The following is a 21,217-nucleotide window of genomic DNA, read 5'->3' as shown; positions in this document are numbered from 1 at the left end:
ACTGTTATCCAATTGTGTTGATTTGGCGCAGTAAAAGGCGGTTAGGTATGTGCTTTTGAGCACAATTTGCAAAATTGAAAATCACAATCGCTGCAGATTAGCCATTCCCCGCCCCGAAAAAGTGAAGTTTTCGTGATAAACCGGCGACCTTGAGGTGAACTCCAGGGTAAACACTGGACTTATCCCCATAAGAAGGAGCAAGCCGATGAAACCCAAGTTACTACTACCACTGCTGTTGAGCACACTGCCACTGAGCCAGTTATCCCAAGCCGCCCAGTTGGAGATAAGTATCAACAACCTGACCCATGGCAACCACTTTACCCCCTTGCTTATCGCCGCCCATGACGGCAACAGTCACCTGTTTCAAGCCGGAGAGCCCGCAAGCTCTGCCCTGCAGAAGATGGCAGAAGGCGGAGATATCAGCGAACTGCAACAGGCAGTCACAGCCAACAACGGCGTGATTGTGGCCAACCCAGCCGCCGGCTTACTGGCCCCTGGTGCCAGGGTTGAAAAGGTAATGCTGGATAGTGGCGCCCTGACCCATCTGAGTCTGGTGGCCATGTTGCTGCCCACCAATGATGCCTTTGTCGGCTTGGACGGTTGGGAAATACCCAGCACTCCGGGCAGCTATACCCTCTATCTCAATGCCTATGATGCCGGGACTGAAGCCAACGACGAGCAGATAACCGGTGGCGGCGCGCCTGGAGTTCCCGGCATTCCGGCGGCGCCCGATGGTATGGGCGGCCAGAACGGCACCGGCGTGATGGACGACTCGAGCAATGACAGGGTGCATATTCACCCGGGACTACTCGGGGATACAGATCCCAATGGCGGCATCAGCGATGTCGACAGCCGTATCCATCGTTGGCTGAACCCGGTTGCCGCCTTGATCGTTACCGTCAAGTAAAGGAGCGGCAGATGAACACTACAAGCCCTAGAGAACCGACTCAGGCCCGAGTCTTTGCCCTGTCCCTGGTGCTGATACTGGCACTGGTAATGCTGACAGCCTGCTCGGACAATGACCATCCCGGCACGCCACCCCAGCCACCGGAACCTGAGCCTGCTACCAGCAAATTCGATATCCGGGTGACCAACCTGACCGCTAACCAACCTCTATCACCTATCGCCCTGTTGACTACCGACAAAGAGCTGCAACTCTGGCAAAACGGCTCGCCGGCAAGCCTGGCACTCGAGCGACTCGCAGAAGGTGGCGACAACAGCGAGTTGGCCAATATCAGCGGAGTCCACACACTGATGAGCGCCGAAGCTCCGCTTGCCCCCGGGATGACCCAGGACTTCAGCCTGAACCTGACCTCAGAAGAGAATATGACCTTGGCCCTGGTCACTATGCTGGTGAATACCAATGACGCTTTCAGTGGCATTCAGCAGGTAGACCTGAGTAACCTGGCAGCCAATGAGAGCTTGCAACTGCTTGCTCCCGCCTACGATGCCGGCACCGAAGCCAACTCAGAAACCAAAGGCAGTATTCCCGACCCGGCCGATGGCGGTGAAGGCTTTAACAGTGCCAGGGATGATGTCGATAGAGTACATCTCCATCCTGGGGTTATCTCGGCCGATGACGGTCTGGCCGACTCGGTCTTGGCGCCCTCGCACAGGTTCGATAATCCGGTGCTCAAGATAGTGATCTACCGTAAGTCCTAGTCTTCAGCGCTTTGCACCCAAGATAAGAACCTGAAAGAAAAACCCGCGGCGCCGGGTCAACTCCAATACCCAGAGTTGATTCGGAGCCCAAGATGATCCCATCCAGCACACCGCAGATCCTGCTGCTTGCCCATGATCACAGCCTGGCCGATATCCAACGCCTCAATCTCGAGACTCTGGACTGCCAGCTATGGCAAGCGACGAGTTTTCAACAGGCCAGAAGACTGCTGGCGAGTAAACCTCTGGCCCTGTTGATCATGACACGCCAACTGCCTGACGGTGACATGCTCGGCCGTTGTCAGATGCTCAGGCAAGAGTATCCGAATCTGCCGCTATTGCTTCTGGGGGAGTCCGACAACGAGGCCGATGTGGTTCTGGCTCTTGAGGCCGGTGCCGATGACTACCTGCTTCAAAGCTGTGGCACTTTGGAGATACGTGCCCGGATCAGGGCCTGGCTCAGACGGGGCGAATACATCAAGCTGCCGGGTCAGCAACTCGAATTCAACGGCCTCAGCATCAATAGTGCTACCCGTGAGGTCAAGGCCTTTGGCCGGCCACTGCAGTTAACCGCCAGAGAGTTTGATCTCTTGCTGTTTATGGCCAAGCGGCCGAGACAGGTATTCAGCCGGATGCAACTGTTGCAAGGCGTTTGGGGTTCAAATTACGCGGGCTACGAACACACGGTCAACAGCCATATCAACCGCCTGCGCACCAAATTGGCCGCATGTCCCAAGAGTGAGCCCATAGTGACCACCGTATGGGGGGTGGGATACAAGTTTTCACCACCCGAGCAGGCCAGCCATTACTGAAAAAGCAATAAAAAAAAGCCCGCACTGCGGGCTTTTTTATTGAGCGAATGCTTACTTGTGGTACTGGGCAGACAGCTCGTGTACCGACTTGACGAAGGCTCCGGCGTGCTCAGGATCCACATGCTGGTGGATACCATGACCCAGGTTGAATACATGGCCCGTACCTTGACCATAGCTGGCCAGGATCTGTGCCACTTCCTCACGAATACGCTCAGGAGATGCGTACAGAGTCGATGGGTCCATATTGCCCTGCAGGGCCACCTTGTCACCCACACGCTTGCGGGCATCGCCAATGTCTATGGTCCAGTCCAGACCCAGAGCATCACAGCCGGTTTCAGCCATGGCTTCAAGCCACAGACCACCGCCTTTGGTAAACAGGGTCACTGGTACCTGACGGCCTTCGGCATGACGATTCAGACCATCGATTATCTTCTGCATGTAACGCAGTGAGAACTCGCGATAGGCCGCATGAGACAGCGCGCCGCCCCAAGAGTCAAAGATCATCACGGCTTGAGCGCCGTTGGCAATTTGGGCGTTCAGATACAGGGTTACGGAATCGGCCAGCTTGTCCAGCAGCATGTGCAGGGCGGCAGGCTCGGCATACATCATCCGCTTGATCTTTTCGAAGGCCTTGCTGGAACCACCTTCAACCATATAAGTGGCCAGTGTCCATGGTGAACCGGAGAAACCGATCAATGGCACTTCACCCTTGAGTTCACGGCGAATGGTGCTGACGGCTTTCATCACATAACCGAGCTCATCTTCCGGATCCGGGACAGCTAGCTTCTTGATGGCTTCAATGGTGTCGGTTGGACGCTCAAAGCGAGGGCCTTCACCGGCTTCGAAATACAGGCCCAACCCCATGGCATCAGGCACAGTCAAAATATCGGAAAACAGGATTGCCGCATCCAGTTCAAAACGACGCAGCGGCTGCAGGGTAACTTCACAAGCCAGTTCGGCATTACGGCACAGCGCCATAAAATCACCGGCTTCGGCGCGGGTAGCGCGATATTCTGGCAGATAGCGGCCAGCCTGGCGCATCATCCAAACTGGGGTAACATCAACAGGTTGCTTGAGCAGCGCACGTAAATAACGATCGTTTTTTAATTCTGCCATTGGGCTTATTCCTACTCCGATTGAGATCTGCTGGGGCGGTAGTTTAGCATTTGCGGCTGTATTGTAACCTGTGTCTGAGTATTTATGTGACCACAGGCATGGATAAATACTATTCCAGTGAGAAGTTTGCGTACTGCCAAGCCATCCAGGCCGCTCCACAGGCAAACTGATAGGCACCAAGCCATGGGTGTGAACCAAAAGCAGTAATCAAACAGATAAACGGAATACAGGGGAACTTGATGAAGCTCAAGACTTGCCGACACAATCGGCCCGGGATCACATTCTCACAACAAAAGTATAAAGATTGAGGCGTCAGACTAATGTCTTATGACAGAAAAAAGTTGCACAGGTTCCCACCCTTTGGTATAAAAAGTCTGCGCTAGCAAGAACAATCAAGAAGCTCGTCACATCGAGCCTGTTAAAACTTTCCTCGCCCAGCTGTAGTTTCTACCGCTGGGCTTTTTATTTCCCATTCCACGCCTGGATACACAATTTAACATTTGAGTTGTTTTTGTATACAAAACAACTGGTTTGTCCATGTGTAAAAAAGTCGTCTACACACCGAAAAGAGTTGATCACTGGCTAACTTGTCACCTAAATTAGGAACAAGTGCGGCGATAAGGATGAGAAGATCATGCTGAAACAACTTGAACAGGCCGAGCAAAAATGGGGCGGAGCCAATGCTCTGGTGGATCAATGGTTGAACAACCGCAGAAAGTTACTGGTTTATTACTGTAAGTTGGCCGGACTGGCTCCTTATGAAAACCGTGACAAGTCCCTGCCCTGTGTCGATCAGGTTCGCAGCTTCTGCAATCTGCTGGTGGATTATGTCTCGGAAGGTCATTTCGAAGTCTTCAACAAGGTAGTCGACGCCTGTGACGAACAGGGACAATCGAACAAGGCACTGGCACAGCAGTTGCTGCCGAAGATTGTCGAGACCACAGATCAGGCCCTGGACTTCAGCGACAAGTATTCCGAGCTGGAAAGCGACGATCTGCTCTACCAGCTGGATAAAGATCTCGCCGAACTGGTGCACGCCCTGGAGACCCGCTTCCAGTTGGAAGACAGAATGTTGGAAGTGCTGCACAATAAGAAGTTGGCACCGACCATCAACTGATCCCTTAACGAGTCTGCAGCTTATCGCCGTTCCTTGCGCCTTATTGCACTCGCTTTCAGCTCGTTTCAGACACAAAAAAGCCAGCTCTATGAGCTGGCTTTTGTTATTGCGATAACTTAAACCGCTGACTGGAAGATCACTTCACCGGCTTTCTTGGTGTAAGACTCCAGTTGGTCGAAGTTCAGGTATCTGTAGGTATCGGCCGCTGTTGCGTCCAGTTCCTTGGCATATTCCTGATACTCTTCAGGGCTTGGCAAACGTCCCAGCAGCGCTGCAACGGCAGCCAGCTCGGCAGAGGCCAGATACACATTGGCACCTGTACCCAGGCGGTTCGGGAAGTTACGGGTAGAAGTCGAAACGACAGTCGCGCCTTCGGCAACCCGTGCCTGGTTACCCATACACAGAGAACAACCCGGGATCTCGATACGGGCACCGACGCGGCCGAAGATACCGTAGTAACCTTCTTCGGTCAGCTGATCCTTATCCATTTTGGTTGGTGGAGCAATCCACAGACGAGTCGGCAGCGTCTTGGCAAACTTGTCCAGCATCTTACCCGTGGCGCGGAAGTGACCTATGTTGGTCATACAGGAACCAACAAACACTTCATCAATCTGGGTGTTGGCTACCTGAGACAGCAACACGGCGTCATCGGGATCGTTCGGTGCACACAGAATAGGCTCTTTGATCTCATTCAGATCGATCTCAATAACCGCTGAATACTCGGCATCCTTGTCGGCTTCCATCAGTTCAGGGTTCGCCAACCACTCTTCCATGCCCTTGATACGACGTTCTATGGTACGGCGGTCGCCGTAGCCTTCGGCGATCATCCACTTGAGCATGACTATGTTGGAGTTCAGGTACTCGATGATAGGATCTTTATCCAGCTTGATGGTACAACCGGCGGCAGAGCGCTCGGCAGACGCATCAGACAGTTCGAATGCCTGCTCAACCTTGAGGTGCTCCAGACCTTCGATTTCGAGAATACGACCGGAGAAGATGTTCTTCTTGCCCTTCTTCTCAACGGTCAGCAGACCCATTTCGATGGCCTTGTGCGGAATCGCATGCACCAGATCACGCAGAGTGATACCAGGCTGCATCTTACCCTTGAAGCGCACCAGCACAGACTCAGGCATATCCAGTGGCATAACACCGGTAGCGGCGGCAAAAGCCACCAGACCGGAACCGGCTGGGAAAGAGATACCGATTGGGAAACGGGTGTGCGAGTCACCACCTGTACCTACGGTATCAGGCAGCAGCATGCGGTTCAGCCAGGAGTGAATAACACCGTCACCTGGACGCAGGGAAACACCGCCGCGGTTCATAATGAAGTCAGGCAGAGTGTGGTGCGTATTCACATCTACAGGCTTGGGATAAGCGGCAGTGTGACAGAAAGACTGCATGGTCAAATCGGCGCTGAAACCGAGACAGGCCAAGTCTTTCAGCTCGTCACGTGTCATAGGGCCGGTAGTGTCCTGAGAACCGACAGAAGTCATCTTGGGTTCACAGTATTGGCCGGGGCGGATACCTTCTACGCCACAGGCCTTACCTACCATCTTCTGCGCCAGGGTATAACCCTTGCCGGTATCGGCAACGTCACCTGGACGCACGAAGACATCGGAGGCTTCCAGACCAAGTGCTTCACGGGCCTTGTCGGTCAGACCGCGGCCGATGATCAATGGAATACGGCCACCGGCACGCACTTCGTCCAGCAGCACATCAGTCTTGAGTTTGAACTCAGAAATCACTTCGTCGCTGTCGTGACGGGTCACTTTACCGGCATAAGGGTAGATGTCGATAACATCGCCCATCTCCATATTGCCCACATCCAACTCAATCGGCAGAGCACCGGCATCTTCCATGGTGTTGAAGAAGATAGGGGCTATCTTGCCACCGAGGCAGAAACCACCGGCACGCTTGTTGGGCACGAATGGAATATCATCGCCCATGAACCACAGCACAGAGTTGGTCGCCGACTTACGGGAAGAACCTGTACCGACCACGTCGCCCACATAAACCAGTGGGAAGCCCTTGGCCTTGAGTTCTTCAATCTTCTTGATTGGGCCTACTACGCCTGGCTGATCCGGCTCAATACCTTCGCGGGCGTTTTTCAGCATCGCCAAGGCGTGCAGTGGGATATCGGGACGTGACCAGGCATCAGGAGCCGGAGACAGGTCGTCGGTGTTGGTTTCGCCTGTGACCTTGAATACGGTCAGAGAGATTTTATCGGCCAGCTTGGGACGGCTGAGGAACCACTCGGCATTGGCCCAGGACTCAACCACTTGCTTGGCATAGGCGTTACCCGCCTTCATCTTCTCAACCACATCGTGGAAGGCATCGAACATCAGCAGGGTATGGGACAGAGCCTTAACTGCCAGCGGGGCCATCTGCTCGTTGTCCAATTGGCGGATCAGGGGTTCGATGTTGTAACCGCCCTGCATGGTACCCAAGAGTTCCAGCGCACGCTCGGCGCTCAGGATTGGGGATTTCACCTCACCCTTGGCAACGGCATCCAGGAAACCGGCCTTAACATAGGCGGCTTCGTCAACACCTGGGGGAATACGATTTTCGAGCAGGTTAAGAATAAATTCTTCTTCGCCTGCAGGTGGGTTTTTCACTAATTCAACAAGCTCAGCCACTTGATGTGCATCCAATGGCTTAGGGACTACGCCCTCAGCAGCACGCTCTTCGACGTGTTTACGATATGCTTCTAGCACGGCAACATTCCTCTTTGTTAGGCGCTCTTACGACTGCACGTCTTCATGAATGAAGCTGACAGCCCCACAGGATCGACCCGTAAATTCCGGCCTGCAGTATACTACAGCTTTGCAAAAGTATGAATGAGATCACACTAAGGCAACTGAGAAATCGTGGCAAAATCCCAAGGTCGGCGACACACTAAGCCCCTCATTAAACAAAGGAAATTAGACAATAGTTTGAAAAAATGATTTTTTCATTTAAATACAAATAATTAGATTGTAGTAATCGAATTAAATTCAAACGCCTTCAGCCAAGCATCTCCTAATCTCCCCTGCCGGGATAATTTTGCATCCCGGGGCCGCTTTTCGTTATCCTGCGTCCAAATCCGCGCCGTTTTTGAGACTTTTCCATGCAAGCACCCGCAATACAGGCCGTTATTTTTGATATGGATGGGATATTGATCGACTCAGAGCCCGTCTGGCAGCAAGCCGAGTATCAGGTTTTGCAGCAGCTGGGGATGACAGTCAGCCGTGAAGCCATACAGCAAACCACTGGCCTGCGAATCGATCAGGTGGTGGACTTCTGGTTACAGCGCTTTCCCAAGGTCAAAGTAGAACCTCAATATATCGCCGATCAAATCATAGCGGCGGTAATCGCCTATATCCGCCGCGATGGCAAACCCATGCCTGGTGTTGTCGATGCCCTCAGCGCCTGTCGCAGCCGAGGCCTGAAAGTGGGCCTGGCCACCTCTTCCTCCTGGGATATTATCGATGCCGTGCTTGGCAAACTCGCCATCACAGAAGCCTTCGATGCGATACAATCGGCTCAGGATTTTCCACTCGGTAAACCCCACCCTAAGGTTTATCTCTCCTGCGCCGCCAAACTGGCATTGCCACCAAGCCGCTGCCTGGCGGTGGAAGACTCCTTCAACGGCCTGATAGCCGCTCGCGCCGCCAATATGCAGACCTTGATAGTCCCGGCAGCCGAGCAGCGCCAGGATCCCCGCTGGGCTGCGGCGCATCATCAGCGTGATAGCCTGGAAGCCCTGCCGGCACTGCTTGATACCCTGTAAGTCCGAATACAACAGAGCCAGGCATCTGCCTGGCTCTGTTTTCTGGTAATCCGCCTTACCAGATCTTCACTCTGTCCTCTTCCGACAGATACATCTTGTCAGTCGGCTTGAGGTCGAAGGCTTTGTAGAAACCTTCCACGTTGCGGGGAGTGCCCATGGCGCGGTAGTGGCTGGGTGAATGCGGGTCAGTCAGCAGACGACGTCCCAGCTCCTCGTCACGGTAGTTGCGGCGCCACACCTGTGACCAACCGACGAAGAAACGCTGATCGCCGGTCAGGCCGTCCATTACCGGTGCTTCTTTACCGTTGAGGCTCAGGTGATAAGAGCGCAGGGCAACGGTCAAGCCACCCAGATCGCCTATGTTCTCGCCCAGAGTCAGGTCACCGTTGACGAACTTGCCGGGCAGAGCTTCAAACTGGCTGTACTGGGCAGACAGCTGCGCGCCGCGCTTCTGGAACTCTTCGCGGTCTTTGTCTGTCCACCAGTTGCGCAGGTTACCGTCGCCGTCATACTTGGCGCCCTGATCATCAAAACCATGGCTGATCTCGTGGCCAATCACCGCGCCTATGCCACCATAGTTCACCGCGTCATCGGCTTCCATGTTGAAGAAAGGCGGCTGCAGAATGGCGGCCGGGAACACGATTTCGTTCATCACAGGGTTGTAGTAGGCGTTCACCGTCTGCGGTGTCATGTGCCACTCGCTGCGATCGATTGGCTTGCCCAGCTTAGCCAGCATGTCCTGGTATTCGAAACGGGCATAACGCTGATAGTTACCCACCAGATCGTCGGCCTTGATCTCCAGATTGCTGTAGTCTTTCCACTTGTCCGGATAACCTATCTTGTAGGTAAACTTGGACAGTTTTTCCTGAGCCGCTTTCTTGGTCTCAGGTGTCATCCACTCCAACTCATCGATGCTGACTTCAAAGCCCTTGATCAAGTTCTTGATCATCGACTCCATCCGCGCCTTGGCTTCCGGCTGGAAGTGACGGGCAACGTATTCTTTACCCACCAGCTCACCAATCACTTGATCGGCGCCATCGACGGCCCGCTTCCAGCGTGGTTTTTGCTCCTGAATACCCATCAAGGTTTTGCTGTGGAAATCAAAGTGCAGATCGACAAACTGCTGGCTCAGCAAGCCGGCATAGGAGTCCACCAGATGGAATGCCAGGTAGTCTTGCCAGGCTGAAACAGGGAACTTGCCGAACTCGGCACCCAGTTTCTCAAAGTAGGAAGGTTGACGCACTATCACGTCCTGGGTCTTACCGGTAAGACCGGCAGCCTTGGCGAAACCGTCAAAGTCAAAGCCGCTCATCAACTGCTGCAGCTCTTTCAGGCTCATCTTGTTGTAGGCCTTGTTGGCGTCGCGAGACTCGACCCGGCTCCACTGGCTCTGGGCAATAAAGAGTTCAATGTTGGCGACATTGGCTGCGGCGGCATCCGCGTGAGGGTAACCGGCGGCGCTCATCAGATTGCGGACATATTCACGCATCGCTTCGCGGTTGGCGACAAACTTGGGATCGTCCTTGAGGTAGTAATCACGATCCGGCAGTGTCAGGCCGCTCTGGTACAGGTAAACCCCGTACTGGCTGGAATTCTTGGCATCGTTGTTAACGTAAAAACCAAAGGGAATGCCGGAGCCATCGGTCAGCAGTTTACCCATCAGTGCGGCAATATCGGCGTGGCTGGCGGTTTTGGCGATATCTGCCAGTTGCCCTTTGAGCGGCGCAATCCCCAGTTGGTCAGTCAGAGTGCTATCCATATAGGCGGCATAGAAATCGCCTATCTTCTGCTCCACTGAACCTTCGGCCTTATTGGGCTTGGCGGCGGCTTCTTCGATAATCTGTTTCAGGGCTGCCTGGCTTTCTTCGTAAAGAACAGAGAAGGCACCATAGTTGGATTTGTCGGCCGGGATAGGCGTAGTGGCCAACCACTTACCGTTGACGCTGTAGTAGAAATCGTCCTGATGGCGAACCTGATGGTCAAAGTTTTCCAGCTCAATACCGGAGGCCTTTTTCACTTCTACTTGCGACTGCGGCGCTTGCTGGCTGGCACAGGAAGCCAAACCAAGGCTGAGGGCGATGCCCAATGCCAGGGTGCTTATTTTGCTCATTTTCTTCCCCGAATTTGTGATTGTTCAGATAGTTATATTGTTACAAAGATACCAGTTTCAAACCTTAGCACTCCCTGTGACCAGTCTGTAGTGGATTTTTGTAAATATCTATGAACACTACAGAGCGGGTCACAGACTGGCCAGGCCCGCATTAGAAGTTTTTGCCGATAAACAGGTAGACAGCATTTTCGCCATTATCGCTGAAACCAAAGCCCAGTGCCGCTGGCCCCAGTTGGGTATCTGTGCCCAGGAACAGGCTGCTGGAATAGATGAGATCGTTAAACATCACATGTTCATCCAGCCCCCACACATTACCCGCTTCCAGACTGGCCCCCAAGTATAGAGGGAAGTCCTTCATCCCCAGCGCATCACGGCCGAGATCATACTGATAGATAAAGGCACCAAACACCTTCTGGGCGCCGGCAATAGAGTTCTTGTGGTAGCCGGAAAGATTAAGGAAACCGCCGAGGTCGGAGACATAGAGAGTAAAGTTGCCATCTTTATCCACGGTTGAATAAGAGGCCTTACCGACGAAGGAGTGATTGCCGACACTGACCACCCCTTTCCAGTCTGCTTCAATCTGCAACGAGTGCTCGGGGTCTGTCTTGAAGTCGCCCTCCTCATACTCCTCATTGCGCAGGTAGATATTCAGGGTGAAGCGATTGCCCGAGGTGGGGAAGCTGATGCTGTCCAGAGTGTCGTAGCCAAACTTGAAATAGGCGCCGTAGGTGTTGAACTTGAGATCTTCAAAGAAGGCCTCGTTGGACACCACCCCCGACTCACCTGTCAGCCCCAGCTCAATCCGGCCCTGTTTGACATAGTTGTACCCCAAACCCAGGTCGATTCTGTGGCTCTTGCGATCCAACTCGAAGTAGAGTTTGTTGGCATCAAACAGATCCCAGCTCTTGATCTCGTACTGGTAACGGGCGCGGGCATAAAACTGCTGATCCCGGTCCAAAGGTTGATAAAACTCGGTGCCGAGCAACTTCTCGAAGCCCATCTTCACTTCATTGCGCCACTCACCGCCATTTTCGGTGAGGTCTGTCATGGTCAAAGCAGCATCCAGAGTCACTGCCGAGTCCAGCGAAAAGTCGTCTTCCCAGTTAAAACCAAACTGGAAGTAGTTGGGGCCCCAGGACTTGGCCTTGGTGGTCACGGTTAACACCCGGCCTTCATCTGTGTCCTGAAACTCGGCGCTGACCCGCTCGAACTTGTTCAGCGAGTAAAGCCGGGCAATGCTTTCGTTCAACTGCTGCTTGGTGACTCTGTCACCCACCTCGATATCCAGTATGTCATCCAGCAGCGAATCACTGACTTTGGACTGATTGTTAAGGACTATGCGGGTAACGGGCCTCTCCAGATTATCGAGCCAGTCACGACTGGCGTCGCGCTTTTGCTGCACATAAGCACGGTATTCCTCGGGAGGCACCGCCAGTTGGCTCAACCTGGCCGTATGCTGCACCGCGGCCGTCACCCCGGCTTCCAGCGCCTTGGGCATATCAGCAAAGTCTGTGGTGCTGAGCTTATCTATGGCCGGACGGATCAGGATATCGTCTTTGGTCAACAGTGCCTTTTGCCGCTCTGTACTGGCATTGGTCAGCATGGTGGACAGCTGGTTCAACACCGCTATGGTGCCGTTGAGCTGATCCTTTTTCACCAATGGCGAACCTATATCGACGGCGATAATGACATCCGCGCCCATGGCCTTGACCACATCCACAGGCATATTGTTGGCAATGCCACCATCCACCAGCAACTTGCCATCGATTTCAGCCGGTTGCAGCGCTCCAGGCACTGTGGCCGAGGCCTGCATCGCTTCCACCAAGCTACCACTGCTGATCACCACAGGCAGACTGGTTTCCAAATCGGTGGCCACTGCCCGGTAGGGAATGGACAATTCGTTGAAACTGTTGAACTCCCGCACCAGATCCGTAGTGTTGCGGTACAGCTGCGACATGGTTTGCCCGAGGAGCACGCCACTCGGCGACTGTACTTCACCGCCGCGGATCCCCAGGTTAAGCGGAATATTGTATTGATCTCTTTGCTGCTTATCACGATAGCTCATGGCCTGGCGCGGAATGGTATCCGAATACCCCTTGGACCAGTCTTCATTCATCATGATGGTTTCAATTTCAGTGGCACTATAACCCAGCGCATAAAGGCCGCCGACATAGGCGCCTATGCTGGTACCGGCAACATAGTCGACCGGAATATTGTTGGCCTCGAGCATCTTGAGAACCCCGACATGCGCTGCGCCCTTGGCACCACCGCCACTGAGAACCAGGCCCACTTTGGGACGTTCGGCCGCCACGGCAGCCACACTCAACAGAGTGCCTATCAAAACCAGTAAGCGCAGAGAGGTCTTCATACCTAGCAAGAGTTCCAGAATTAGAGTCGGCATATTCTAACAAAGAATTTACAGTAAAGAGAAAGTTCCAAGTGAGTATAAGCAGCGATTATTGGTGGTGCGTCTCGTAAAACCAGGATGCCAGTTCGGCGGCCGGCACAGGTTTGGCAAAGTAATAACCCTGAATGATGTGGCAGCCTCTGTGAGTGACCTGTTGCAACTGCTCCCGGGTTTCCACCCCTTCGGCCACGACCTTGAGCCTGAGGTTACGGGCCAACTCGACAATACTGCTGACAATCGCCTGATCGGCACTGTTGCCGGCAATATCCTTGAGGAAGGAGCGATCTATCTTCAGAGTGTTGACTTCAAAGTGGCGCAGATAAGCCAAAGAAGAGTAGCCGGTACCAAAGTCATCGATAGCGACTTCTATGCCGTGGGCTCTCAGCTGTTTCAAATGCTGACGGGCAATGTGCAGCTCTTTCATCAACACCCCTTCGGTGATCTCCAGCGCCAGATATTCGGCCGGCATCCCGGTTTCTTCGAGGATATTGAGCACGCCACTGATAAATTCCGGGTGACGGAAATGCACGGCGCTGACATTCACCGACAACTTGAACGGCTCGGCCGCACTCTGGCTCCAGCGGGCACCATCCTCACAGGCCTGGCGCAACACCCAACGGTCGATGGCAACAATCAAACCACAGGACTCGGCCACCTTGATGAAAATATCCGGCCGCACAAAACCTTCACTCGGATGATGCCAGCGCAGCAAGGCCTCCATGCCGATAAACTTTTGCTGCTCCTTGACATCAAACTGGCCCTGATAATAGAGCTCAAACTCGCCCTGCTCTATGGCGTGGCGCAACATGGCCTCCAATTTCAAGTGGTACAGCGCCTCGGCATTACGCTCACTGGAGTAGTATTGGAAGTTGCCGCGCCCCTCTTCCTTGGCATGATACATGGCCTGATCGGCGTTCTTGATCAGCGCCTCGGGCTGCCTGGCATCGTCGGGCCAAATGCTGATCCCTATACTGGTGGAAATAAAAAACTCCCGTCCATAGAGTTCGAACGGCTGAGCTATTTGCGCCAACAGGCGCTCACACAGACGGTTGAGCTTATCTATCTCGGCTTCATTCACCAGGATCACAAACTCATCACCACCGAAACGACACAGCACCTGCTCCTGATCCATCACAGACTGCAGCCTGTTGGCCGCCTCCACCAACAGGGCATCCCCCATACTGTGGCCGTAAGAGTCGTTGACATGCTTGAACCTGTCCAGATCCAGAAACAGCAAGGCCAGTTTCTGCTGTTTGTCATCGGCTCTGTCTATCGCCTGCTGCAAGCGGTTGGCAAACAGCGAGCGATTCGGCAAGCCGGTCAGCACATCATAGTTAGCCAGACGGCGCAGATCGGCTTCGGTGCGTTTCCGCTCTGTGATGTCGGAGAACACCACCACATAGTGCTGCACCCGTTCCTTGAGATCCTGCATAGAGGAGATATTGAGCCACACAGGACAACGCGACCCGGCCACGCCGACAATTTCCAGCTCGCCGGTCCAGGATTCCACCCCTTGCAGCAGAGTGGCGACATTGTCTTTGTGGAAGTTTTCGCTAACCACCAACTCGCCAAAGTGTCGCCCTTGCAGGCTATGTCTATCCTGACCCACTATCGACTCAGCCGCTCTGTTGGCTACCTTGATGACCTCATCGGCATCCAGAATAAACACCCCTTCAGAGGTGTTTTCAAACGCCTGAGCCAGCAACTCGACTTCGTCTTCCAACTGGCGCTTGATGGTAATGTCAGAGTAAATCCCGGCAGCCTTGCTGACCTTGCCGGAAACCGGATCATGACTGACAGGCCTGCCGCGCACCCTGAGCCAGCCCCAACTGCCATCACGGCGGCGATAGCGGTATTCAGACTCGAATCTGTCGCTCTCACCTTCGACCATCTTGTTCCATTCATCCAGCGCTGTGGCCTGGTCGTCCGGATGCACCGGCAGCTTGTCTATGGCGATAAGAATAAAGTCTTCATCACTCCCAAGCACGCCGCCGCGATTATCCAGATGAAACAGGCCTGTATCGCGGCGCCACTCCCAAAGATCCGATTCACTGCCCCTGAGCGACTGCCTCAGCCTGTCGTCGCTCTGGCGCAGTGCCAGGTTCATGGTCATAAAACGCCGCACCTGACGCTGACGCAGCAAGACTATGGTGAACACCATAGCCAATAATGCCACCACCAACAGACCTTTGAACCAACGACTCTGCCACCAGAACAGGTCAACAGTGAAAGGGAAACGGAAGGGTTCCGACTGCCAGATACCGTTATTTTGGCTAAGCACCTCCAGTTGGTAGGCACCGGGGATCAACCCTGAAAGGTTGATCTGTGACTGATTTTCCAGCAGTAAATAGTTCAGCTCATCCTCACCAGGACGTCGTAAACGGTACTTGAGGCTGATAGGCGCATCGTCCAGATAATCCATACTGGTCAACTGAAAGCTGAGCATTCTGGCACCCGGGGCAATGAGCTGTCCCGGCGTAGGCACCAGACTCAGCTCTGTCTTGTTGTCATAGTAGGCGGCAATGGATTCGAGAATGGCGCCGTGCCTTGGAATACGGTTTACCAAAGAATCGACATCCAGCAACATCACTCCATCCGGAGTGCCCACATAGAGCCCCTGCTGTGGTTCATAGAAATAGGCTCCTTCGTTGAGCTCCTTGCCCAGCAAGCCATCGTCGTCGTTGAATACCTTGATTTCACCGCTGTGCTTATCCTGGCGGATCAGCACATAGGTACAACCAACCATACGGTAGTCGCCGGTATCCTGCAGGAAAAATACGGTATTGCAGTCCAGTTGCCACTCTTGCGTCAAACGGCGGATCTTCATGGTCTGCAAATCCAGCTCTATCAGGCCTCCCTGACGGGTAGCCAGCCAGAAGCGGTCTGGGCTCAATTCCAGCAGTTGGCTCACCGTGGGCATATGCGGCAAGTCATCAAATACTGTCGCCAACGAGCGAAAACCGCCGCCCTGCTCCAGATAACCGAACGACTTGTTGCCACCGACCCACAAACGTTCGCTGCTGTCGCGGTAAACGCTATAAATAATCGGATTACTGCCGCTGTATTCGGCGCCGGGCAAATTCCTCTTATTGATGCTGCCCTGCTCCTTGTCCCACTCATAGAGACCATTGCTGGTTGCAAACCACCAGAGATTGCCCTCATGCAGGGTATTGAGCACTGTCTTATGACTCAGGGACTGCCCGCTGCCGCTCCACTCTCCCAAGGGTTGCCCTTCCAGAGTCTGCTTATTCATCACAAACAAACCGTTGGTGGAAGAAAGCAGCAGGTGTTCTGAATCCAGATTATCTATCTTGTAGATGCTGTCATTGACCTCCATCCCTCTGGGAACCGCCGTTTTTGTCTGTTGAGTCTTGCGGTTAACGGCAATCACGCCCGAGTCGGTTCCCAGCCACAACATCTCGTCGTCAGCCAATATGGTCCACACCATTTCATCACTGAGCTTATAGGGTTCAGAGGCGCTGAAACTATCCAGTAAAAACTCGGGGGAGTCGGCCACCACGGCCAACGAGTGTCCTGTACCACCGACCCAGATCAAACCATTGCTGTCCACCTGCAGGGCGTTGATGTATTCGATACCGGCCCTGAGCTTTAACTGCTCTTTGAACTGTTTTAATTTGCGGGTGTGCGGAGACCATTTCAGCAACCCCTGCTTGCTGGCAATCCACAGGTTGCCCTTGAGATCTTCGGTGATCACACTGGTGAAAAAGGGAATTTCGGCCACGGCCTCTATGCGGTTGCTTTCAAGGTTAACCCGATAGAAGCCTTTACTGGCCGCCATCCAAATCTGGTTGTTACTGTCGAGAAACAGGGCGTTGAGGCGGCCATAACTGCCCTGCCATGACAAGCGTTGTTTGACGCTGCCATTTTGCGATCTCAGCTCCACACCATAGGCGTTACCCAGCAGCAAGTCGCCGTTCTCAAGCTGTTGGATTTGACTCCATAGCAGGTCACTGTCGTAGGGTAGGTCAAACAGTTTCTGCAGCTGTTGTAGGTCCTGACTCAAGCGCCAAACCTGGCCTTTTTCGGTTAACAACAACCAGTCACCGGCTGCCGATTTCAAACTCTTCATTAGGCCGCCGCCCTGATACTCAGGGAACAGCTCATCGCTGCCAAACTGACGGAAACGGTTATCGGCTATATGGTAGAGGTAGGCATGAGACAGAGTGCTCACCAACATCTGCTGTTGCCCGAGAGACTTGACCAGGGGCAGATATTCATCGGCCATCCGCGACTCCAGGCCGTCACGGTCCAAACGGCGGATATTGGCGTTACTGAGGCGATACAACCCCTGCTCGGTGGAGAGCCAGATAAATCCCCGCTCATCCATACTGATGTCGAGAATACTGGTATTGATCAAGCCGTCTCTGGAGGAGAACACTCTTTTAACCAACTCATCGGCATATGCCGGTGCTGCCCCCAAACAAAGGCAGAGCAATAACCCAAGACCTGCTGTTATTAGTTTTCTTATCATCGGCTGATGAATAACCTTGGTGACCAATCTTGAATGTACCAGCTAGGCCGCTGAATTTCATCTTGCAAACAACAATTCATTTACATACCCGAGCCAAAGCACAAAAAAATCGGGCCCAGTCAACTGAGCCCGATTTCAATACTTCCTGGGGACAAACGCCCAATCAGCAGATTACTTTTTCTTTTTTGCCTTTGGGTTAGGCAGATCTGTGATTGAACCTTCGTAGATCTCGGCTGCCAGCCCTACAGACTCGTGCAGAGTCGGGTGAGCGTGGATGGTCAGCGCCAAATCTTCGGCATCACAACCCATTTCGATGGCCAGGCCGATTTCACCCAGCAACTCACCGCCGTTGACACCCACAATGGCGCCACCGATCACTCTGTGAGTCTCTTTGTCGAAAATCAGCTTGGTCATACCTTCGCTGGCATCGGAAGCGATAGCACGGCCGCTGGCTGCCCATGGGAAGGTCGCGGTTTCGTAAGCTATGCCCTGCTCTTTGGCTTCTTTCTCGGTCAGACCAACCCAGGCCACTTCAGGATCTGTGTAAGCGATGGATGGAATGACTTTAGGGTCGAAGAAGTGCTTCATACCGGCAATCACTTCTGCAGCCACGTGGCCTTCATGCACACCTTTGTGAGCCAGCATTGGTTGACCCACGATATCGCCCACGGCGAAGATGTTGGCCACATTGGTACGCAGCTGCTTGTCGACATTGATAAAGCCACGCTCATCAATCTTGACCCCAGCCTTGTCGGCATCGATCAGCTTGCCATTGGGAGTACGGCCAATGGCCACCAGCACTGCGTCGTAACGCACTGGCTCGGCAGGCGCAGCCTTACCTTCCATAGACACATAAATACCGTCTTCTTTGGCTTCAACAGCTGTCACCTTGGTTTCCAGCATCAGGTTGAATTTCTTCTTGATCTGCTTGGTAAAGACCTTAACCACGTCTTTATCGGCCGCTGGGATCACCTGGTCGAACATTTCAACCACGTCGATTTCACTGCCCAGAGACGAGTACACAGTACCCATTTCCAGACCTATGATACCGCCGCCCATGACCAGCATCTTGCCTGGGATCTCTTTCAGTTCCAGTGCATCGGTAGAGTCCCAGATACGTGGATCTTCATGAGGAATGAAAGGCAGCTGAATTGGACGAGAGCCGGCAGCTATGATGGCGTTGTCAAAGTTAACCACTGTGGTTTCACCGTCGGCACCTTTCACTTCGAGGCTGTTCGGGCCAGTGAACTTACCGAAACCGTTAACCACCTTCACTTTACGCATCTTGGACATGCCGCCAAGACCATTGGTCAGTTGGCCGATCACTTTCTCTTTAAAGCCACGCAGCTTGTCGAGATCGATTTTGGGCTCGCCGAACACGACACCGTGATCCGATACCGCCTTGGCTTCTTCAATCACTTTGGCTACATGCAACAGGGCTTTGGAGGGAATACAACCCACATTCAGGCATACGCCACCCAGAGTGCTGAAACGCTCAACAATCACTGTCTCCAGGCCTAAATCTGCCGCGCGAAAAGCCGCAGAATAGCCAGCAGGGCCAGCACCTAATACCACTACCTGAGTTTTGATTTCGTTACTCATTTTTTCCTCTGATTTCTTTCATTCCGTTGGGGACTGCCAGCCCAACCTGCGATGCGCCAGCTCGAAAGTGCTTGTCTCGTAAGGTGGGCGCATTTTAACCCGTGTTTGACACTGATCACAATAAACAAAAGGCCGCCCCGAGGGGCAGCCTGTTGTGTTAGAGGATCATTGTACGAATATCGGACAAGATACCTGACAGAGTGACGCTGAAGCGTGCCGCCAGGGCCCCGTCGATCACCCGGTGATCATAAGACAGTGACAGTGGCAACATCAGCCTTGGCTCAAACTCTTTGCCGTTCCACTTGGGCTTGATCTCAGACTTGGACACCCCGAGAATCGCCACATCCGGATAGTTGACGATAGGCGTAAACGCGGTACCGCCGATACCACCCAGGCTTGAGATAGTGAAGCAGCTGCCTTGCATGTCGGCTGCCTTGAGCTTGCCGTCGCGGGCCTTGATCGAAATTTCGGTCAGCTCGCGGCTGAGCTCAATAATGCCTTTCTTGTCCACATCACGCACCACAGGCACAACCAAACCGTTTGGCGTATCGACCGCCACCCCGATGTGGAAGTACTTCTTGCGGATCAGCGATTCACCGTCCGGGCTCAGGCTGGAGTTGAATACCGGGAACTGCTGCAGCGTCTTGGCAACCGCCTTCATCATGAACACCAGCGGAGTGATCTTCACATTCAGCTTCTGCTTGGCAGCCAGTTCGTTCTGCTGCTTACGGAAAGCTTCCATCTCTGTGATATCAGCCTCATCGAACTGAGTCACATGGGGAATGGTCACCCAGTTGCGGTGCAGGTTAGGGCCGGAGATCTTCTGGATCCGGGTCAGTGGTACTTCTTCCACTTCACCGAACTTGCTGAAGTCCACCTTAGGTGCATCGATAACCTGCAGACCACTGCCGCCGCCGACTGAGGTCGCCGCCGTAGCCTTGGGCCGAGACAGTTCATATTTCACATAGGCCTGCACATCCTCTTTGAGGATACGGCCCTTGCGACCTGTACCTTTCACCTGAGTCAGGTCAACACCGAACTCACGGGCCAGGCGACGTACCGCCGGAGAAGCGTGTACCGCACCTGTGTTAGGTTGGGCACCGGCACTCGGATGATGCGGCACAGGTGGACGACTCTGCGCTGCAGGCGCAGCCGCCGGTGCCGGAGCTGCTACCTCTGCCTGAGCAGGGGCTTCTGCCGGTGCAGCAACAGAAGCCACTGCGGCGCCTTGGGTCTCAACTGTGGCAATCACGCTGCCCTGAGACACCTTGTCACCCACTTTGACGGTCAGAGAAACCAGCTTGCCACCGAAGGGCGCCGGTACTTCCATGGTCGCCTTGTCGGTTTCCAGCGTGATCAACCCCTGATCGGCACTGATCTCATCACCTACCGCCACCAGCACTTCGATAACGTCCACATCGGCAGCATCACCGATATCGGGAACGGCAATCTCTTTCACTTCAACTTTGGCAGGCGCAGCTGCCTGAGCGGCCGCCGGCTGTGCGGCTGCTTGAGCCGCTGGCTCTTGTGGTGCTTCGGCAGCAGCACCAACTTCCAGCAGCAATACCAAAGAGCCCTGCGAAACCTTGTCGCCAACCTTCACTTTCAGTGACTTGACTGTACCCGCCTGAGGCGAAGGTACATCCATGGTCGCCTTATCGGTTTCCAGCGTGATCAACCCGGCATCGGCTTCGATAGCCTCACCTTCGCTCACCAGCACCTCAATAACATCGACATCTGCGGCATCGCCAATATCCGGCACTGTCACTTCGATGACCTGGCTGCCGCCGGCTGCAGGTGCGGCCGGCGCCGCCTGTGCTGGAGCGGGAGCCGCTGCCGGGGCAGGCGCAGCTTCTGCCTTGGGCGCTTCTGCAACAGGTGCTGCTTCTGCGCCTTCGGCAGCCATCAAGGCTATCAAGGTGCCTTCAGACACGCTGTCGCCAACGGCCACTTTCAGCTCTTTGAGCACACCGGCGAATGGCGCAGGAATATCCATGGTCGCCTTGTCGCTTTCAACGGTAATAATGGAGTCTTCAGCCGCCAGGCTGTCACCCACATTGGCACAGATCTCAATAACCTGTACCTCGTCCCCGCCAATATCGGGAACCAGTACTTGTTTCATATCAGCCATTC

Annotated in this window: 12 protein-coding genes; 5 read left to right on the top strand and 7 right to left on the bottom strand. The window is 54.0% G+C overall.

Annotation, left to right across the window (positions count from 1 at the left end; all coding sequences use genetic code 11):
* Positions 1-205 precede the first annotated feature (205 nt).
* From ON072_RS06935 to ON072_RS06925, 3 genes are all read left to right on the top strand, one after another.
* A complete protein-coding gene (locus ON072_RS06935) occupies positions 206-907 on the top strand; it encodes a spondin domain-containing protein (protein ID WP_025886799.1) in 702 nt (233 codons plus the stop codon).
* An 11-nt stretch (positions 908-918) separates the two neighbouring features.
* Entirely contained in the window at positions 919-1,662 is a 744-nt protein-coding gene (locus ON072_RS06930) for a spondin domain-containing protein (RefSeq protein ID WP_261752667.1), read from the top strand.
* Between the two features lie 92 nt (positions 1,663-1,754).
* A complete protein-coding gene (locus ON072_RS06925; protein WP_261752668.1) occupies positions 1,755-2,471 on the top strand; it encodes a response regulator transcription factor in 717 nt (238 codons plus the stop codon).
* A gap of 51 nt (positions 2,472-2,522) precedes the next feature.
* Here ON072_RS06925 and hemE read toward each other — a convergent pair whose 3' ends face one another.
* Positions 2,523-3,587 carry a uroporphyrinogen decarboxylase gene (hemE, locus tag ON072_RS06920; protein WP_025886797.1) on the bottom strand — a complete coding sequence of 355 codons (1,065 nt, stop codon included), beginning with the start codon at positions 3,585-3,587 and terminating at the stop codon, positions 2,523-2,525.
* A gap of 634 nt (positions 3,588-4,221) precedes the next feature.
* Between hemE and ON072_RS06915 the strand changes: the two genes are divergently transcribed.
* A complete protein-coding gene (locus ON072_RS06915) occupies positions 4,222-4,704 on the top strand; it encodes an Rsd/AlgQ family anti-sigma factor (protein WP_025009241.1) in 483 nt (160 codons plus the stop codon).
* Positions 4,705-4,820: 116 nt separating this feature from the next.
* On the opposite strand, the gene acnB is transcribed toward ON072_RS06915, so the two are convergent.
* Positions 4,821-7,418, bottom strand: coding sequence for a bifunctional aconitate hydratase 2/2-methylisocitrate dehydratase (gene acnB / locus ON072_RS06910; protein WP_234505199.1), 2,598 nt, complete (start codon positions 7,416-7,418; stop codon positions 4,821-4,823).
* 392 nt (positions 7,419-7,810) lie between these two features.
* Between acnB and hxpB the strand changes: the two genes are divergently transcribed.
* Positions 7,811-8,473 carry a hexitol phosphatase HxpB gene (gene hxpB, locus ON072_RS06905; protein ID WP_261752669.1) on the top strand — a complete coding sequence of 221 codons (663 nt, stop codon included), beginning with the start codon at positions 7,811-7,813 and terminating at the stop codon, positions 8,471-8,473.
* A 55-nt stretch (positions 8,474-8,528) separates the two neighbouring features.
* On the opposite strand, the gene ON072_RS06900 is transcribed toward hxpB, so the two are convergent.
* From ON072_RS06900 to aceF, 5 genes are all read right to left on the bottom strand, one after another.
* Positions 8,529-10,583 (bottom strand): M13 family metallopeptidase, encoded by a 2,055-nt coding sequence (locus ON072_RS06900; RefSeq protein WP_028779572.1) that lies wholly within the window; start codon positions 10,581-10,583, stop codon positions 8,529-8,531.
* A gap of 151 nt (positions 10,584-10,734) precedes the next feature.
* A complete protein-coding gene (locus tag ON072_RS06895; RefSeq protein WP_062793714.1) occupies positions 10,735-12,951 on the bottom strand; it encodes a patatin-like phospholipase family protein in 2,217 nt (738 codons plus the stop codon).
* Positions 12,952-13,039: 88 nt separating this feature from the next.
* Positions 13,040-17,482 (bottom strand): EAL domain-containing protein, encoded by a 4,443-nt coding sequence (locus ON072_RS06890; RefSeq protein WP_261752670.1) that lies wholly within the window; start codon positions 17,480-17,482, stop codon positions 13,040-13,042.
* 171 nt (positions 17,483-17,653) lie between these two features.
* Positions 17,654-19,084, bottom strand: a complete 1,431-nt coding sequence (lpdA, locus tag ON072_RS06885) for a dihydrolipoyl dehydrogenase (protein WP_025009237.1) — start codon at positions 19,082-19,084, stop codon at positions 17,654-17,656.
* Between the two features lie 157 nt (positions 19,085-19,241).
* Positions 19,242-21,215 (bottom strand): dihydrolipoyllysine-residue acetyltransferase, encoded by a 1,974-nt coding sequence (aceF, locus tag ON072_RS06880; protein WP_107111646.1) that lies wholly within the window; start codon positions 21,213-21,215, stop codon positions 19,242-19,244.
* Positions 21,216-21,217 lie beyond the last annotated feature (2 nt).

Origin of the sequence: Shewanella sp. K8 (assembly GCF_028823715.1) — a bacterium.
Taxonomy (GTDB): Bacteria; Pseudomonadota; Gammaproteobacteria; order Enterobacterales; family Shewanellaceae; genus Shewanella; species Shewanella algae.
Note: the sequence above shows the minus strand (reverse complement) of the source record. Positions and strands in the feature narration are given on the sequence as shown.

Coding starts and splice junctions, on each gene's coding strand:
- ON072_RS06935 (WP_025886799.1), top strand. CDS start 206: ATGAAACCCAAGTTACTACTACCACTGCTGTTGAGCACACTGCCACTG.
- ON072_RS06930 (WP_261752667.1), top strand. CDS start 919: ATGAACACTACAAGCCCTAGAGAACCGACTCAGGCCCGAGTCTTTGCC.
- ON072_RS06925 (WP_261752668.1), top strand. CDS start 1,755: ATGATCCCATCCAGCACACCGCAGATCCTGCTGCTTGCCCATGATCAC.
- hemE (WP_025886797.1), bottom strand. CDS start 3,587: ATGGCAGAATTAAAAAACGATCGTTATTTACGTGCGCTGCTCAAGCAA.
- ON072_RS06915 (WP_025009241.1), top strand. CDS start 4,222: ATGCTGAAACAACTTGAACAGGCCGAGCAAAAATGGGGCGGAGCCAAT.
- hxpB (WP_261752669.1), top strand. CDS start 7,811: ATGCAAGCACCCGCAATACAGGCCGTTATTTTTGATATGGATGGGATA.
- ON072_RS06900 (WP_028779572.1), bottom strand. CDS start 10,583: ATGAGCAAAATAAGCACCCTGGCATTGGGCATCGCCCTCAGCCTTGGT.
- ON072_RS06895 (WP_062793714.1), bottom strand. CDS start 12,951: ATGAAGACCTCTCTGCGCTTACTGGTTTTGATAGGCACTCTGTTGAGT.
- ON072_RS06890 (WP_261752670.1), bottom strand. CDS start 17,482: ATGATAAGAAAACTAATAACAGCAGGTCTTGGGTTATTGCTCTGCCTT.
- lpdA (WP_025009237.1), bottom strand. CDS start 19,084: ATGAGTAACGAAATCAAAACTCAGGTAGTGGTATTAGGTGCTGGCCCT.
- aceF (WP_107111646.1), bottom strand. CDS start 21,215: ATGGCTGATATGAAACAAGTACTGGTTCCCGATATTGGCGGGGACGAG.